The sequence below is a fragment of the Streptomyces sp. NPDC001100 genome, assembly GCF_053598575.1.
Genome location: NZ_JBSFKO010000009.1, coordinates 72,365 through 87,680, shown reverse-complemented (window position 1 = coordinate 87,680; position 15,316 = coordinate 72,365). Strand labels below are relative to the sequence as shown.

The window sequence follows — 15,316 nt, the reverse complement described above, 5'->3', positions numbered from 1 at the left end:
GTCAGTACAGCGTCCGCCACTTGGCACGCGGCCAGGCGAGGACGGCGTAGAGCTGCGCCAGCGCCGCCTGCTGGATCGCCTGGGTGCCACCGGCCGTGTCGAAGTGCACGAGTCCGGTGGCGGGATCCCGCATCGTGTCCCACACCTGGTTGGCGTAGTCGGCCATCGCCCGGTGGTAGGTGTCCTTCCCGGTCACCGACTCCAGGAGCAGCAGGTTCTTGAAGAAGATCGAGTTGAAGAACACGGGCTGGGTGAACAGCCGCCCCTGCGTGACGTAGTAGGCGTACGCGGCGGCGGCGATCCGCCCGGCCTCGCGCAGATAGGCGCGGTCCCGGGTGACCTGGTACAGGAGCACCGCCACACCGACCGGCACGCCCTGGTTGTAGGACCAGAAGGTCTTCTCGACGGTCCCCTGGAGGTCGAGGTGGTCCCAGTACAGGCCACTTGGGCTCTGCAGATGCGTGTTCGTCCAGTCGTGGAAGCGCTTCGCCCAGTCCAGGTAGTCGGCTTCGGCGGTGATCTGGTGCAGCCGCAGGGCGAGTTGGGCGCCCGGCATGTTGGAGACGGTGTTGCGGTCGTGGCTCCAGTCGGCCTGGGTCCAGAAGACCCCGCCCGGCGCGGCATGAGTGCTGTCGGTGTCCCAGCCGGACCGCACCAGGGCGAAGATCTCCTTCGCGCGGGCCAGTGCGGCGGCGTCCCCGGTCTGCAGATGCCGTTGGATCTTCGCGAGGCCGACCCATTCGTTGTCGTCGTAGAACATGTCGCCGCCCGAGCCGTACGGAGCGACCGGGTAGGAGGCGTACCCGGGAAGGCCGGTGGTGCCTCCGCCGGGCTTCCAGTAGTGCTCCTGCGTCGCCGCCCGTCGGGACAGCTCCGGCTCGAACTCCCCGTCCACGGCGGTGAGATCGAGGGCGGCGATGTGCACCTGCGAGAACGGCCATTCGTACGAGTACGGGTTGTCGCCGCCCGCCGCCGGGATCTGCTCGCGGACGAGCCCGGAGCCGTCGGTGGTGTCGAAGTGTCTTCTCAGCGCGGCGTACGCGTCTCTCGCGCGGGACAACGCCCTCGCGGAGCTCGGCCGTTCGGCCGCGGACGCCGGTGTGACGGTCGTCGCCGTCAGCGCGGCCAGACCGGAACCGATCATCACTCGCCGGGAGGGGCGCAGGGACATGGTGGCCTCCAAGGGTGCGGGTGATTGGAAACGTTGCCATCGACTCAGGAGGTCGTCAACGCCTCTGAGGGCACAGGCAGTTCACGGCCGGGGCATTCTGGTCCGGACCATTGACGGGCTCGCCCGGCTGGTGGAACCCTCGCGATGGTTACGTTTCCAACGGTGAGTTCGTGCAGCCCCCCACGGCGAAGCAGGAGACCTCGACATGACCGTTCCGGCACCGTTCAAGAGACGTCTGAGCGCCGCCGTCACCATGGCGCTGCTGCTGACCCTCGTCCCGGCACTGCTGGTACTGCGCGCCGCACCACCCGCCCAGGCCCTCGACAACGGCCTCGCCAGGACGCCCCCGATGGGCTGGAACGACTGGAACGCCTTCGGCTGCAACGTCACGGAGCAGCTCGTCGAGCAGACCGCCGACTACCTCGTCTCCTCCGGGCTGAAGGACGCCGGGTACCAGTACGTCAACATCGACGACTGCTGGATGACCTCCGCCCGCAACGCGGCGGGCCAACTCGTCCCCGATCCGGTCAAGTTCCCCGACGGCATCAGCGGCACCGCCGCCTACGTCCACGGCAAGGGCCTCAGGCTCGGCATCTACGAGAGCGCCGGCACCGCCACCTGCGCCGGCTACCCCGGCAGCCTCGGCCACGAGCAGACGGACGCCAACAGCTTCGCCGCCTGGGGCGTGGACTACCTCAAGTACGACAACTGCAACCACCAGAACGTGCCCGACCAGCAGCGCTACACGGCGATGCGCGATGCCCTCGCGGCGACCGGCCGCCCGATCGTCTACAGCCTCTGCAACTGGGGCCTCGCCGACGTGTGGACCTGGGGTGCGGGGGTCGGCAACAGCTGGCGCACCACCGACGACATCAACGTCAACTTCTCGACCGTGGTGTCGATCTACAAGGCCAACGTGAAGCTCGCCGCGTACGCCAAGCCGGGCGCCTGGAACGACCCCGACATGCTCGAAGTCGGCAACGGCATGTCGTTCACCGAGGACCGCTCCCACTTCAGCCTCTGGTCGGAGATGGCCGCGCCCCTGATCGCCGGCACCGACCTGCGCAAGGCCACCGCCGCCACGCTCTCCCTCTACGGCAACAAGGACGTCATCGCCGTCGACCAGGACTCCCTGGGCAAGCAGGGCACCGAGATCTCCAACTCGGGCGGCCTGCACGTGCTCACCAAGCCCCTCGCCAACGGCGACGTCTCGGTGGTCCTCTTCAACGAGAACTCCTCCGCCGCCACCATCACCACCTCCGCGACGGCGGCCGGCCTCCCCTCGGCGTCCTCGTACAAGCTCAACAACCTCTGGTCGCACGTGATCAGCTCCACCACCGGCACCATCTCGGCGAGCGTCCCCGGCCACGGCTCGGTGATGTACCGCGTCTCCGCAGGCAGCGGCACCAGCGTCGGCACCACCCACCCCCTGATCGGCGCCTCCTCCAACCGCTGCCTCGACGCCTACAACGGCGAGACCACCCCCGGCACCAAGATCGAGATCTGGGACTGCGGCGGCGGCACCAACCAGGCCGTGACCCTCACCGCCGCCGGTGAACTCCGGCTCTACGGCGGCACCCAGTGCGTGGACGCCTACGACAACCAGACCGCCAACGGCACCAAGGTGGAGCTCTACACCTGCAACGGCGGCGCCAACCAGAAATGGAGCCTCAACCCCAACGGCACCGTCACCGGCACCCAGTCGGGCCTGTGCCTCGACGTCACCGGAGGCGACCAGGCCGCCGGCAACGTCAACGGCACCGCGCTGGAGCTCTGGACCTGCAACGGCGGCGCCAACCAGCAGTGGCGCCTGGGCTGACCATCCGCAATCCCCCACTTCGATGGAGCCGACATGAACTCAACTGCCAGACGTGTCAAGCGAGTCGGGACCGGTCTGATCGCCGCCCTGGCCCTGTTCGTGCCGGTCTCCACGGGCGTCGCGACCGCCGCCGCCGAGGCGACGATCTGCAACAAGTACTGCGACGCCCGCGACCCCGCCCTGTCCCCGGTGGACCGGCAGCCCGTGTCGGCCACCATCTACTCCCGCACCCTCACCCTGCACTTCGACGACACCGACGCGATGGGGTGGGCCTCGATCACCAACGGCAGCCCCGGTGACGAGGTCTGGCTCGACCGCTCCTTCGACGGCGGCCGTACCTGGAGCGCGGGCAGCAAGCTCGGCGACACCACCATCCCCGCGGGGCAAGGGGGTTGGCGCACCCTGATGTACAACGTCGACGACTGGAACGCCCTCGGCGTCGGCGCCCTGCGCGCCTGCGGCAAGGCCGGTGACCGGGCCGAGATCGCCTGCACGCAGTGGGCCCGGACGACGTGGAACGCCGGCAGCCGCGCAACCGCCGCCGCCACCGCGCTGATGCAGTCCTACAACCTGGGCACCGGTCTGTTCGACACCACCGGCTGGTGGAACTCGGCCAACGCCCTGACCGCCCTCATCGACAACATCCGCGTCACCGGCATGGGCAGCTACAGGTACGCCGTCGCCACCACCTACGACCGCAACCTCTCCGCCCAGGGCGGCAACTTCACCAACGACTACATCGACGACACCGGCTGGTGGGGACTCGCGTGGGTTGACGCGTACGACCTCACGGGCGACTCCCGCTACCTCAACACCGCCCGCGCGGACGCCGATTACATGGCCCGCTACTGGGACTCGACGTGTGGTGGCGGGGTGTGGTGGAGCACCGCCAAGACCTACAAGAACGCGATCGCCAACTCCCTCTACCTGGAGCTGAACGCGGCCCTGCACAACCGCATCGCGGGCGACACGGCGTACCTCGGGCGCGCCAACGCCGAGTGGTCGTGGTTCAAGGGCACCGGCATGATCAACGGCTCGCATCTGGTCAACGACGGCATCAACCTGGCGACCTGTGGCAACAACGGCGACACGACGTGGTCGTACAACCAGGGTGTCCTGCTCGGCGGCCTTTCGGAGCTGTACCGGGCCACCGGCGACGCCACCCTCCTCACCATCGGCCGCCAGATCGGCGACGCCTCGACCACCTCGACGGCCCTCAACTCCGGTGGGATTTTGCGGGAGCCGTGCGAGACGAGCGGCTGCGGTGGCGACGGGCCGTCCTTCAAGGGGGCCTACATCCGGGGTCTGAGTGCCTTCAACTCCCGTCTGTCCGACCGCCCTTACACCTCCTACATCGCACGGCAGGCCACCGCCGCCTATGCGAACGACCGCAACGCCCTGGACGCGTACGGGCTGCACTGGGCCGGGCCGCCGGACTCCACCGACGCGGCCCGGCAACAGAGCGCGCTCGACCTGATGAACGCGGCGAACTGACGTTCCGTCACTTCCGTTTCGCGGCTGCCGCCAAGGCCTTGAACTCGTCCCACTGGACCCGGGGACGAGTCAGGCCGCGCCGTTCCAGATAGCGGGCGGCGGCGCGGCGGGTGTCGCGCAGGACGCGGAGGGCGTCGGTCGGGCGGCCCGTGCCCATGGGCTCCACCACCTTGGCGGGGACCAGCAGCCAGCCGTCGTCCACGGCCTTCAGGGTGCCCCGGACCAGGGCGTTGTGCATGTTGTCCAGCTACTCGTCGTGCCGGTGCACCAGGAGGGAGGCGGGCCTCTCGGTCACCGCGCAGTCGGCGGGCACCTCCACCGCGAAGCCGTCCCCGGCCGGCACGGGCCGCGTGCGGGCGAGCACCGGTGCCCCGGACGCGTCGCGCCCGGCGACCACCGCCGAGGAGAAACGGGCGAGTTGGGCCGCGCCCGGCAGCAAGTGCTCGGCCTCCGGGGCCCGTTGGTCCGATGCGGGGAGCGGCGGTCGTACGACGAGCTGGTCCGGGGTGACGGTGATCAGCAGCCGGAGGTAGTACCAGGTCGTCAACGGCCGCAGGGGAGCGGAGGCATAAGTCCTGCTGTGCGGCTGCCGTTCGAAGAGCATCCGCCAGTAGTCCTCGGCTCCCTGAGGGCCCGTCATGATCTCGTCGGGGCACTCGGCACGGCCGCCGACGAAGAGCTGCGGGGCGTGGTCGAGGCCGCTGCCGGTGGGGTCGGAGAAGAGAAGGGCGACGCGGTTGTCCCGGCGGATGTTCAGCGCCTTCTGCGTGAAGGCCAGGGACGTGCTCAGCAGGAGCGTGCCGTCCGGCTGCCGCCGTACGGCGGTCGGCCAGGCCAGCGGTGTGCCGTCGCGGCCGAGGGTGACGAACTCGCAGGTGTGGTAGGCGTCCAGGACGTCGAGCGGCGCGGAGTCGAGAAGGGTCATCGGCTCTGCTCCCCGTCCAGCGGGCCGCGTATCGCCCGGCAGGCGGCGGCGTACTGGCGGCGGCCGACGGCCTTCCACAGCAGCCTGCCGACCATCGGGGTGCGGCCGAGGAAGTACGCCCGCTCCTCGGCCGTGGCGTCCTCCAGGATCGCGCCGAGCGCGATGAACAGCCTGTTCCTGGGGATCCGTTCAAGACCGCGGCGCCCGACCAGGTCCCATTCCCCGACCGACAGATGCTCCGCGACCAGCGGCAGCACCAACTGCTCCTCGTCGTCGAGGTGTTCGAGCAGTACGGCCGAGTGCTGCTCCAGCGCGAGCGCCAACTCCTCGCCGACGACGGTGTCCGCGGCCCGCTCCCACGCGGCCGTCCACTCCGTCACGACGGTCAGGCTCACGTCGATGCGCTGGTGCTGTTCCTCCATACGGGCCACCAACCGGCCGTCCGGGGCCCGGCTTTGGAGGTGCGGCCAGATGAGGTCGTCCTCGACGGAGTGGTGGCTGTGCAGGCCCGCAACGTACTCGCGCAGGCGCGCCGCGACCTTCGTCGCGCGGGCGGTGTCGCCGTCGGGGACGGCCCGTACCAGGCGGGGCAGATACGCCGACTCGCGGCGGAAGACGCTGTGGACCACGATCATCTCGTGGGTGTACGGACGCTCGGCCGTGGGAAGTTCGTCCGTCGTGCTGGTGGGTGACACGCCTGCTTGCTCCAACGATCGGATATCGGCAACAGCCTCCCAGGGTCGTACGGCCCTCTTGGCGTTCACTTGGGGCCCTCGGCCGCAGGCTTGTGGGAAGGGCGTTTATCGTCCGTTGACCGGTCTTCGACACGGCTCGGGTAGATTCCCGCGCCGTGCTGCGTATTCGAGTCCTGGGTTCGTTGGGCGCCGATGACGAGGGACGACCGTAGAACTCGGTGCTCCACGCCAACGGGCCGTGCTGGCGCTGCTGATCGCGGCCCGCGGCACCGTCGTACCCGTGGACCGGATCGCGGACGCGCTGTGGCGCGGGGCACCGCCGAGCCGGGCCACGGTCTCCCTGCACACCTACGTGTCCCACCTGCGCCGCGCCCTCGAACCGGGCCGGCCGCCGCACACCCCGGCGGCCGTGCTGGTCACCGCGTCGCCCGACTACGCCCTGCGGCTGCCCGCCGGAGCCCGCCACGGACCACCTGTACGGCCTGGAGCTCGATTTCCGCGCCCGACTCGCGGTGCTGCACGGCGACGTGGACCTGGCATCGGCGCTGGTCCCGCAGCTGCTGCCGGTCCGGGACCAGCTCGCCGGGGCGGCCGGAGCCGCCACGCGACTCGCCCCCTTGCCCACGCCCTCGCCGACCTGTACCGGCTCCTCGGCGAGGACGGCCCGGCGGCCGACCACTACACCCTGGCCGAGCACACCGCCCTCGCCTGGGGTTCGGCCCACCTGGCCGACCGGGCCCGCGAGGCGATGACGGCCCTGGCGACCGCACACGCGCGGCGCCGGACGTTCGCGACGTAGGAAGTAGGAAGGGGGAGGAGCCCGCTCGTCATCCCTGTCCGGTCAACAGCCTGCGCGGATTGGCGATCCGGAAGGCGTAAGCAGCCGCTCCGCCCAGCCCGTGACCCGGATGCCGCGGCGGCTCGGCGTACGGCCGGTCCGAGCCCTGGACCACGGCGTTCACACCGAGGGCGCGGACGGTCGCCTCGACGGCGGTCGGGCCGTACGACGACGTCTCGACGAACACCCCGAGGTCGGCCCGCCCGGGTCCGCCGCCCCGGGCGGCCAGCCGTTCCCCGTGCAGCGGGGCGAGCCCGGCCAGCAGGGCGAAGCACACCCGCAGGCGCGGATGGCGCGGCCGGCCGAAGGCGTGGAAGGCGTACCAGGCGGCGTGCATCTGCTGGACGTACGGCACCATCGCGGGCCACCAGCCGGGGTTCGCCGGGGAATCCACCGCGGGCCCCGGATGGACGAGGAGCGGCAGGTCGCGTTCTTCGAGCAGGTCCAGGAGCGGGGCGCAGCGGTCGTAACCGGCCGCGTCGGCAAGGGAGTCGGCGGGAAGCTGGAGGCCGGCGAAACCGCGGTCGAGGTCCTTGGCGGTCGCCGTCGCGTCGATGTCCCGCACACAGGCCGCGGCCCAGGCCCCGAAGGGCTCGGGCAGCGCCGCCGCGCCGTCGTGGTAGGCGTCGAGCAGCGGCCGTGCCTCGGCCGCGGGCAGCCACTCGACGCCGATCGGGGCCGACAGCGAGACGAGCACCCGGTCGAGACCGTCGGCGGCGGCCAGTTCCGCGCGCCGGGCGATGTCATGGTCTCCGGGCGCTATCTCGAAGGGCGGTTCACCGTCCAGGAACAGGGTCCAGCCGTCCAGATACGGCGGTTCGCGGCGGGCGCGCAGAGCCTTCACCAGCGAGGGGGTCCACAGATGCTGGTGTACGTCGACGTTGGTCATGTCGCTTCTCCCGCCAAGGCGTTGAGTGTGCCCGTCGACGACGACCACGGTCACCCATGGTCTCTCCCCATGTCCTGTCATGTGTGAACCTAGCCGCTGGGCCGCAGATGATCGAGTGGTGGGGGGCGGGGCCCGGGCGTACCGTCGAACGGTGAGCATCCGGTGGGCGTGACCGTCCACCGTCCTCTCGAGAGTGCGAAGCACCATGAGCAGCGGCCCCCGGCAGGACTCCCCGGCGCAGACCGCCACCACCCGGGACACGGGCGGCGGCGGAAGCACCATGGCGCTGCTGGTCATCGCGGCCTGTCAGCTCATGGTGGTCCTCGACATCACCATCGTGAACATCGCGCTCCCGCACATCCAGAGCTCCCTGGGGTTCTCCACCACCAGCCTGGCCTGGGTCGTCAACGCCTACACCCTGACCTTCGGCGGTCTCCTGCTGCTCGGCGGCAGGGCGGGCGACATCCTCGGCCGGCGGCGCGTGTTCGTGTTCGGCGTGCTGCTCTTCGTGATCGCGTCCCTGCTCGGCGGGCTCTCCCAGAACTCCGGCGAACTCCTCGCCGCCCGTGCCCTCCAGGGCGTCGGCGGTGCCATCGCCTCCCCGACCTCCCTCGCCCTCATCAGCACGACCTTCCGCGAAGGACCGGAGCGCAACCGGGCGTTCGGCGTCTTCGCCGGAGTCTCGGCGGGCGGCGGCGCGATCGGGCTGCTGATGGGCGGGATCCTCGTCGAGTGGCTGAACTGGCGCTGGGTGCTCTTCGTCAACGTGCCCATCGGACTGCTCATCGTCCTCGCCACCCCGCGCTGGATCCGCGAGTCCGAACGCCACCCGGGCCACTTCGACATCACCGGCGCACTGACCTCCACCGTGGGCATGGTGCTGCTGGTCTACGGCTTCATCCGGGCCGCGCAGGAGGGCTGGAGCGACTGGCTCACGCTGGCCTCGTTCGGTGCGGCCGTCCTCGTCCTCGCCGTGTTCGTCCTGGTCGAGCGGCGCTCCCGGCAGCCGATCACCCCGCTGCACATGTTCAAGGACCGCAACCGGGCCGGGACGTACGCCATCATGCTCTGCCTCTCCGCGGCGATCTTCGGCATGTTCTTCTTCCTCACCCTCTTCGTGCAGGACGTGCTGGGCTTCAGCCCGCTCATGGCCGGCATCGCCTTCCTGCCGGTCAGTGCCGTGATCGCGGTCGGCGCGGGGCTGGCCTCGCGGTTCCTGCCGATCTACGGGCCCAAGCCGTTCATGGTGGTGGGCGCGATCCTCGCCGCCGGGGGCCTGTCCTGGCTGACGCTGACGGACGTCCACTCCACGTACGCGGGCAGTGTGCTCGGCCCGATGCTGGTGTTCAGCCTGGGCATGGGCATGGAGTTCGTCTCGCTGACCCTGATGGCGCTCTCCGACGTGCCCGTCCAGGAGACCGGCGCGGCCTCCGGGCTCCTCAACGCCATGCAGCAGGTGGGGGGTTCGCTCGGGCTGTCCATCCTGGTGACGATGTTCGGCACGGCCAGCCGCAACGAGGCGAAGGACCAGATCCCCGCGTTCCTCTCCCGGGCGACTCCGGCCGAGCGTCTCCACTTCCGGCGCACCGGGCAGCTCCCGGGCATCTGGGGCGACCAGGTCCTCACCTCCGGCGCGTCGGCCGCCTTCGTGATGGCCGCGATCTTCACCGTGGTCGCCGCGCTGATCGCCGTCGTGGTGATCCAGGTGCGCCCCTCCGACCTGGAACGCCTCAAGGGCGGCACCGGCGTCGGACCGGTCTGAGCGTCAACTTCCTTGATACGGCGGCACCTTCGGGATCCGCTGCTCGAACCACACCATCTTGCCCGTGCTCAGCCGGGTCGCCCCCCAGCGCTGCGCGAGCCGGTCCACGAGGAACAGTCCGCGCCCGCCCTCGTCACCCGGCCCCGCCTCCCGCATCCGGGGCACCTGGGGCGAGTCGTCGGTCACCTCGCAGCGCAGCACGTCGGTGCGCAGCAGCCGTAGAGAGATCGGCCGCGAGGCGTACCGCACGGCGTTCGTGACGACCTCGCTGACCATGAGTTCCGTGCTGTCGAGCAGGGCGTCCAGGCCCCAGCGGCGCAGCACCCGGCGGGTCAGCCGGCGGGCCTGGCCCGCGGTGAGGGGGTGCGGGTCGAGGTGCCAGTAGCCGACGCTGTCCGGCGGGAAGCCCTCGAAGCGGGCGGTGAGCAGCGCGATGTCGTCGTCGCGCGGACCCGGCGCCAGTGCGGCCAGGATGCGGTCGCACAGCCGCTCCAGCGAGGACAGACGGTGTCCGTGCCGGGTGGACTGGAGGTGGGTGCGCAGGGCCTCGACGCCCGTCCCCACGTCCATGTCGCGGGACTCGACGAGGCCGTCGGTGTAGAGCACCAGGGTGGTGCCGGTGGGCGCGGGCATCTCCACCGACTCGAAGACGACTCCGCCGACGCCGATCGGGGCGCCCGGCGGGACGCGCAGGACCTCCGCGTGGCCGTTCGGGCGCAGCAGGACCGCGGGCGGGTGGCCGGCGTTGGCCATGAGGAGGCGGTGCGAGATCGGATCGTAGATCGCGTACAGGCAGGTCGCGATGTGGTCGCTGCCGAGCCGCTGGGCCTGTTCGTCGAGGTGGTGCAGCACCTCGTGCGGGGGCAGGTCGAGACCGGCGAGGGTCTGCACGATGGTGCGCAGCTGGCCCATGATCGCGGCCGAGGTCATGGAGTGGCCCATGACGTCGCCGACGATCAGCGCGACCCGGTTGCCCGGCAGTGGTATCGCGTCGTACCAGTCGCCGCCGACCTGCGCGGTCTTCGACGCCGGCAGATAGCGGCTGGCCAGCTGGACGCCGGTCGGCTCGGGCAGCGAGGACGGGAGCATCGTGTGCTGGAGCGTGTCGGCGACGGAGGCCTCGTGGCCGTACATCACCGCCTTCTGGACGCCGATCGCGGTGTGGGTGGCCAGCTGGGAGGCGACGAGGAGGTCGTCGCCGGTGAACACGGAACGGTCGGGGCGGCGCAGCAGCACGACGGTGCCCATGACGTGGTGGCGGCCGTGCAGCGGGGCGATGATCAGCCGGCGGCCGGGAGGCAGTGTCCCCGGCGCGCTCGCCGCGGGTCCCAGCAGCTCGGCCACCGCGGGGCCGACCTCGTCCGCGTCGCCGAAGGCCGGCTGCCCGGCCAGCAGCAGCTTCGCGAGCCGTCCGTCGAGCACCGGCTGTATCCGCTCGGTCACGTCCGCGTACTCGGCGTGCGGCATCAGCAGCGCGGTCCGCGCCTCCGGTGCCCGGTCGATGCTGTGCAGCTGCAGGACCACGGGCGCGGCCGACTTCTCGTCCCCTACGGGCAGCGGATCGTGCAGGTGGACGACGATCGCGTCGGCGAACGCGGGCACCGCCGCCCACCGCAGCTCCCGCAGCGTCTCGTCCAGGTCCATCCCGCGGGCGATCCGCCGGGTCGCCACGTCCAGGTACTGGAGCCGGTCGGTCTGCGGTACGGGCGCGAGAGGCACCCGGTCCCATCCCGGTTCCGGCGGCGGGACCGGGCCGCTCGCCGGACCGCCTCGCCGGGCGGTTCCGGTGGGGCCTTCGCGGGGGCTGTGTGGCTCCGTCACGCTTCGTCCCGTCCACTGGTGCGGCCGCAGGGGCCGCCGGGTCGGTGCTACGGCCTCAGTCGCGCCGCCGGCAGCAGAGGAAGACCTGCTCCTCGGGCGGCACGTCGGCGACCGCCGGGGCGTAGGTGTAGGAGGTCTCCTTCACGATCTCGAAGCCCGCGTCGTCCAGGATCTTGTGCAGGTCGTCGAGGAGGTAGCCGGAGACCCTGATCGTGTTGCCGAGGAAGGGGATCGCGAAGTCGTCCACATGCGCCTCCACCATCGACAGGGCGAACAGTCCGCCCGGCGTCAGCAGGTGGTGGATCGTGCGCAGGGCGAGGGGGATCTCCGCGCGCGGCAGCATCAGCAGGGAGAAGAACGCGGCGACGGCGTCGAAACGGCCCAGGTCGGTGGGGCCTCCCGGGCGCAGGTCGGCCAGGTCGAGCTGGTGGAACGTGCCGGCCGGGACGTACTTCCGGGCCAGCTCCACCATCCGCCGGGACAGGTCCACGCCCACGAGCTCGAAGCCCGCCTCCGCGAGCTGCCGGGCGGTCGGCACGCCGGTGCCGCTGCCGAGGTCCAGCACCCGGGACCCCGGGCGGAGGGACTCGATCAGCCAGTCACCGGCGGCGATCTGGCCCTCCTTGTGCGGGAAGGCCTCGTCGTAGCGGTCTCCTATGGCGTCGAAGGCCTCGGCCTGACCCGAGCGGTCGAGCCGCAGGCTGCCGTAGTCGGCCCCGTCGTTCGCTCTGCTCACTGAAGTGGCCTTTCATCCGCGCATAGAGGATTGTCCCACAAGTGGGGAAAGCGCGTTTCAAGGGGAGAATGGCGTGAGGGGTGCCCCGGGGCACCCCTCACGCGACGTCGGGGGCGAGGAAAGCGAACAGGCTGGATTCTTGAAAGGAAGGTGAGAAGGAAGCCCGTTCATGGCCTCGCCACGGCTGACGTTAGCAGTCAGGCGGGGATCAGGTCGCGCAGATTTTCCGGGGTCACGATCCGCGAGCCCTCGGGCAGCCCGTCCGGGCGGCGCAGACCGATGTACGTCACCGGACCGTCGTCCGGCACCGGCCCGCCGTCCCACAGCGTCACCTCGGTCGCCTCCCCGCTCATCAGACCGACGAGATGCCGCACCGTGAGCTGCTCGCGCTCCACGATGCCGCGCAGCAGGGTCGCCACCGTCACCCGGTTCCCCTCCACCCGGTTCGCGGACGGGCTGCCCTTGAGGTACAGGTGCAGCCACTTCGCCCGCCAGCCGCCGTCCTCCCCGCGCACGAACACCAGCGGCAGCGCCACCCGCCCCGCACCGCGCAGCTCCGACTTCATCCGCACGGTACGCGGCTCGAACGGCCGCCCCTGCTGCTCGCCCTCGCGCAGCATGAACCCGAAGAACGACTCCTCGACCTCCTCGAAGCCCTCGCCCGCGAAGATGTTGACCTGCGGCACGATGAACGCCCCGCGCACGGCACCCAGCCGCAGATTGATGAACTCCGAGGCCCCGTCCGGCGCTTCGACGATGTCACCGGAGTGCTCACCCTCGACATCGGTCAACGAGGTGTACGACAGCCAGGTGTTGGTCGAGTAGTCCGCGTTGAGCATCAGCGCCGACAGGTCGAAGTCGGTGCGCCGCTCGGACTCCTTCCAGTACACGAAGAAGCGCAGCAACTCGCCCTCCACCGCCGACATGGACCCGCGCGGCAGCACCCCGAGCCCCGCCGCCGTCGCCTTCCCGCTCAACGGCAGCGCCACGTCGAGCACCTCCGGATCGACCAACAACCGCTCCGCGGAAGGGAGTCGACGCCGCGTCTCGTCGTCGAGCACAGCGATCAGCCGCGCCCGCTCCGCCGGTCCTACGACCGCCCGCTCGTCGTCCGTCACCCAGGCACGGCCGCGCCGGTTCACGAACACCCGCAACTCCCCGGTCTCCCGGGCCCGGTTGTGCAGATGCTCGCGCACCGACAGCACCACCCGGCCGGACACCTCGGGCGCGACCTCCTCGGCGGCGGCCACCACGGCGTCCCGCTCCTCCTGTGTGAGCGCGGTGCGCAGCAGCCGGTCCAGCGCGCGGAACAGCTTGCCGGGCGCGGACTTCAGCAGCTTCACCGCCCCCAACACGTCGTTCTCCGCGAGGAGTTCCTCGACCCGGCCGTCGAACGACCGAACCTTCAGCTCACCCCGCGCGACCGCGAACACCTCGGCGGCGTGCGGCCACCGCGGGTACTCGTGCGGATGCAGCCGCTCACCGAGCCGCTTCCACTCCTCGCGGTGCGCGGCCACGTCGGCGAGCTTGGCGGGCGCCGCGGCGACCACCGAGTCAAGACCCGCGAGCAGCGCCCGCCGCACCGGCCGGGACAGCGACCGGAAGCGGGTCGGCTCGGCCAGCGCCACATCGCCGTCCGACAGCGCGCACGCCAGTCGCAGCACATCGGTGACGGTGTCCAGCAGCAGGCCCGAACCCACTTCGAGGCGGGCCTGGTTGACGACCGCGCGGTTCTCCCGGACCGGGATCTTCTCGGGCTGCGGCCCGTCGGCGCACCGCTCGGCCAGCGTCCGCAGATCGCGCAGGTGCTCCTCGCTCAGCGGTGTGACGCTGCCCGCCAACTGCAGGTACAGGGCGGTGAGTTCATCAGCCACGGCGCCGCCCGGGTGCAGCACCGCAATGCGGTCGCCCGCCGCCGCGATCAACTCGTCCTGGGCGGCGAGCATTTCGGCGTACGTGTGCTGGTACCGGCCGTAGGTCGGCAGGTCGAGCAGGTTCACCACTCCGGACCGCAGCTGTTTCAGCGTCGCGGCCGAGGTCTCCTCGTCACGGAGCGCGTCGGCGACGCACGACATCCAGAAGTCCACGGTGTCGGGCACGTTGGCCGGGAAGTCGATGAAGTAGACGTTGTGCCCGACGTGGTCGCCGACCATCTCACGGACGGTCCGCAGGGTGCGTGCGGCGATCCCGGCGACCGTCTCCTCCGCCAGCCCCGACAGCCGCTCCAGCAGCTCCGGGGAGAGCTTGAAGCCCACGGACAGCAGCGCGGCGTCCAACTGCCGCGCGACGGCGGCGCCTTCACCCACGGGACCTGTGGGCACGGGGACGCGGAGCGTGTGCCGGATGACCAGCGGTTCGAGTCGGTCGATCATTCCGGCATGCTCCCAGAACCGAACAAGCGGGCGCATTCGGGTTTCTCGCAGACCTTTGGGTGCGGCCCCTTCCTGGACTGTTCTCTCGCCGTCCCTGATGTCAGGTCAGCCAGTCGTACGCCCCCTGCGCGCTGAACTCCGCCTGACCGCCCCGCAGCAGCAGCCCCGCCGTGGCGAACTCGGGGGCGTCGGCCTGCGCGGTCACGTAAGGGATCGCGATGCAGCGCATACCGGCCTCGTGTGCCGCCGCCGCGCCCGGAGCCGCGTCCTCCAGGACCACGCAGTCGGCCGGAGCAGCCCCCAGCCTGCGGGCGGCCTCCAGGAAGACGTCCGGCGCCGGCTTGCCCCGCGCCACCTCGTCCGCCGAGACCACCGTCCGCAGTACCGTGTCGAGCCCGGTCCCCGCCAGGATCGCCTCGATCGCCTCCGGCGACGAACCCGAGGCCACGGCCATCGGCACCCCCTCGGCAGCCAGCAGCTCCACGAACTTCCGCATCTCCGGATACGCGTGCGTGGCGGCACGGGCCAGCGCCAGATAACGGCTGTTCGTCTCCGTGAGCAGCTCCTCCACCGACGCCTTCAGGCCGTGGCGCTCTTTGAGGAGAGCGAGGGTCTCCTGGGTGCTGATGCCGACGAAGCGCTCGTGCTGCGCCCAGGTGAAGTCCGGGACGCCGTGCTCGGCGAGGGTCTGCCGGGTGGCTTCGTAGTAGTTCGGCTCACTGTCCACGAGTGTGCCGTCGAGATCGAAGATGACCGAGAGGCCGCCGAGGTTGCTCATGGGATCAGGATGCCAA

Annotated in this window: 12 protein-coding genes and 1 pseudogene; 4 read left to right on the top strand and 9 right to left on the bottom strand. The window is 70.8% G+C overall.

Annotated features, from left to right (window positions below; genetic code table 11):
- Window position 1: 1 nt before the first annotated feature.
- The gene (locus tag ACWDEW_RS15335) at window positions 2-1,171 is read right to left on the bottom strand and encodes a glycoside hydrolase family 76 protein (RefSeq protein WP_450513067.1); all 1,170 of its coding nucleotides are present in this window, start codon (window positions 1,169-1,171) and stop codon (window positions 2-4) included.
- 205 nt (window positions 1,172-1,376) lie between these two features.
- Between ACWDEW_RS15335 and ACWDEW_RS15330 the strand changes: the two genes are divergently transcribed.
- Both ACWDEW_RS15330 and ACWDEW_RS15325 read left to right on the top strand, forming a co-directional pair.
- Complete coding sequence (locus tag ACWDEW_RS15330) at window positions 1,377-2,990, top strand: glycoside hydrolase family 27 protein (RefSeq protein WP_450513065.1); 1,614 nt, start codon at window positions 1,377-1,379, stop codon at window positions 2,988-2,990.
- 33 nt (window positions 2,991-3,023) lie between these two features.
- Window positions 3,024-4,484, top strand: coding sequence for a glycoside hydrolase family 76 protein (locus ACWDEW_RS15325; protein ID WP_450513063.1), 1,461 nt, complete (start codon window positions 3,024-3,026; stop codon window positions 4,482-4,484).
- Window positions 4,485-4,491: 7 nt separating this feature from the next.
- Here the strand turns inward: ACWDEW_RS15325 and ACWDEW_RS15320 are convergent, their stop codons facing one another.
- Genes ACWDEW_RS15320 through ACWDEW_RS15310 form a run of 3 tightly spaced genes read right to left on the bottom strand, consistent with a single transcriptional unit; the run spans window position 4,492 to window position 6,104 of the window.
- Window positions 4,492-4,722: a hypothetical protein gene (locus tag ACWDEW_RS15320; protein ID WP_450513061.1), complete on the bottom strand. Its 231-nt coding sequence runs from the start codon at window positions 4,720-4,722 to the stop codon at window positions 4,492-4,494.
- A 9-nt stretch (window positions 4,723-4,731) separates the two neighbouring features.
- On the bottom strand, window positions 4,732-5,409 hold the full coding sequence (locus tag ACWDEW_RS15315) for a pyridoxamine 5'-phosphate oxidase family protein (RefSeq protein WP_450513057.1): 678 nt from the start codon (window positions 5,407-5,409) through the stop codon (window positions 4,732-4,734).
- Window positions 5,406-6,104, bottom strand: coding sequence for a hemerythrin domain-containing protein (locus tag ACWDEW_RS15310; RefSeq protein ID WP_450513055.1), 699 nt, complete (start codon window positions 6,102-6,104; stop codon window positions 5,406-5,408). The genes ACWDEW_RS15315 and ACWDEW_RS15310 overlap by 4 nt, the downstream gene beginning before the upstream one ends.
- Window positions 6,105-6,336: 232 nt before the next feature.
- Here ACWDEW_RS15310 and ACWDEW_RS15305 point away from each other — a divergent pair.
- Window positions 6,337-6,903 (top strand): annotated as a pseudogene (locus ACWDEW_RS15305) (AfsR/SARP family transcriptional regulator); the annotation flags it as partial.
- A gap of 28 nt (window positions 6,904-6,931) precedes the next feature.
- On the opposite strand, the gene ACWDEW_RS15300 reads toward ACWDEW_RS15305, so the two are convergent.
- On the bottom strand, window positions 6,932-7,831 hold the full coding sequence (locus tag ACWDEW_RS15300) for an amidohydrolase (protein WP_450513053.1): 900 nt from the start codon (window positions 7,829-7,831) through the stop codon (window positions 6,932-6,934).
- A 280-nt stretch (window positions 7,832-8,111) separates the two neighbouring features.
- On the opposite strand from ACWDEW_RS15300, the gene ACWDEW_RS15295 reads away from it, so the two are divergent.
- Complete coding sequence (locus ACWDEW_RS15295; RefSeq protein WP_450513372.1) at window positions 8,112-9,593, top strand: MFS transporter; 1,482 nt, start codon at window positions 8,112-8,114, stop codon at window positions 9,591-9,593.
- Between the two features lie 3 nt (window positions 9,594-9,596).
- Here the strand turns inward: ACWDEW_RS15295 and ACWDEW_RS15290 are convergent, their stop codons facing one another.
- The 4 genes from ACWDEW_RS15290 to ACWDEW_RS15275 all read right to left on the bottom strand — a co-directional run bounded on the left by ACWDEW_RS15290 (window position 9,597) and on the right by ACWDEW_RS15275 (window position 15,300).
- A complete protein-coding gene (locus ACWDEW_RS15290) occupies window positions 9,597-11,312 on the bottom strand; it encodes a SpoIIE family protein phosphatase (RefSeq protein ID WP_450513051.1) in 1,716 nt (571 codons plus the stop codon).
- Window positions 11,313-11,469: 157 nt separating this feature from the next.
- Complete coding sequence (locus tag ACWDEW_RS15285; RefSeq protein WP_450513049.1) at window positions 11,470-12,150, bottom strand: class I SAM-dependent DNA methyltransferase; 681 nt, start codon at window positions 12,148-12,150, stop codon at window positions 11,470-11,472.
- A 197-nt stretch (window positions 12,151-12,347) separates the two neighbouring features.
- A complete protein-coding gene (locus tag ACWDEW_RS15280; protein ID WP_450513047.1) occupies window positions 12,348-14,522 on the bottom strand; it encodes a hypothetical protein in 2,175 nt (724 codons plus the stop codon).
- A gap of 100 nt (window positions 14,523-14,622) precedes the next feature.
- The gene (locus tag ACWDEW_RS15275) at window positions 14,623-15,300 is read right to left on the bottom strand and encodes an HAD family hydrolase (RefSeq protein ID WP_450513045.1); all 678 of its coding nucleotides are present in this window, start codon (window positions 15,298-15,300) and stop codon (window positions 14,623-14,625) included.
- Between the last annotated feature and the right edge of the window lie 16 nt (window positions 15,301-15,316).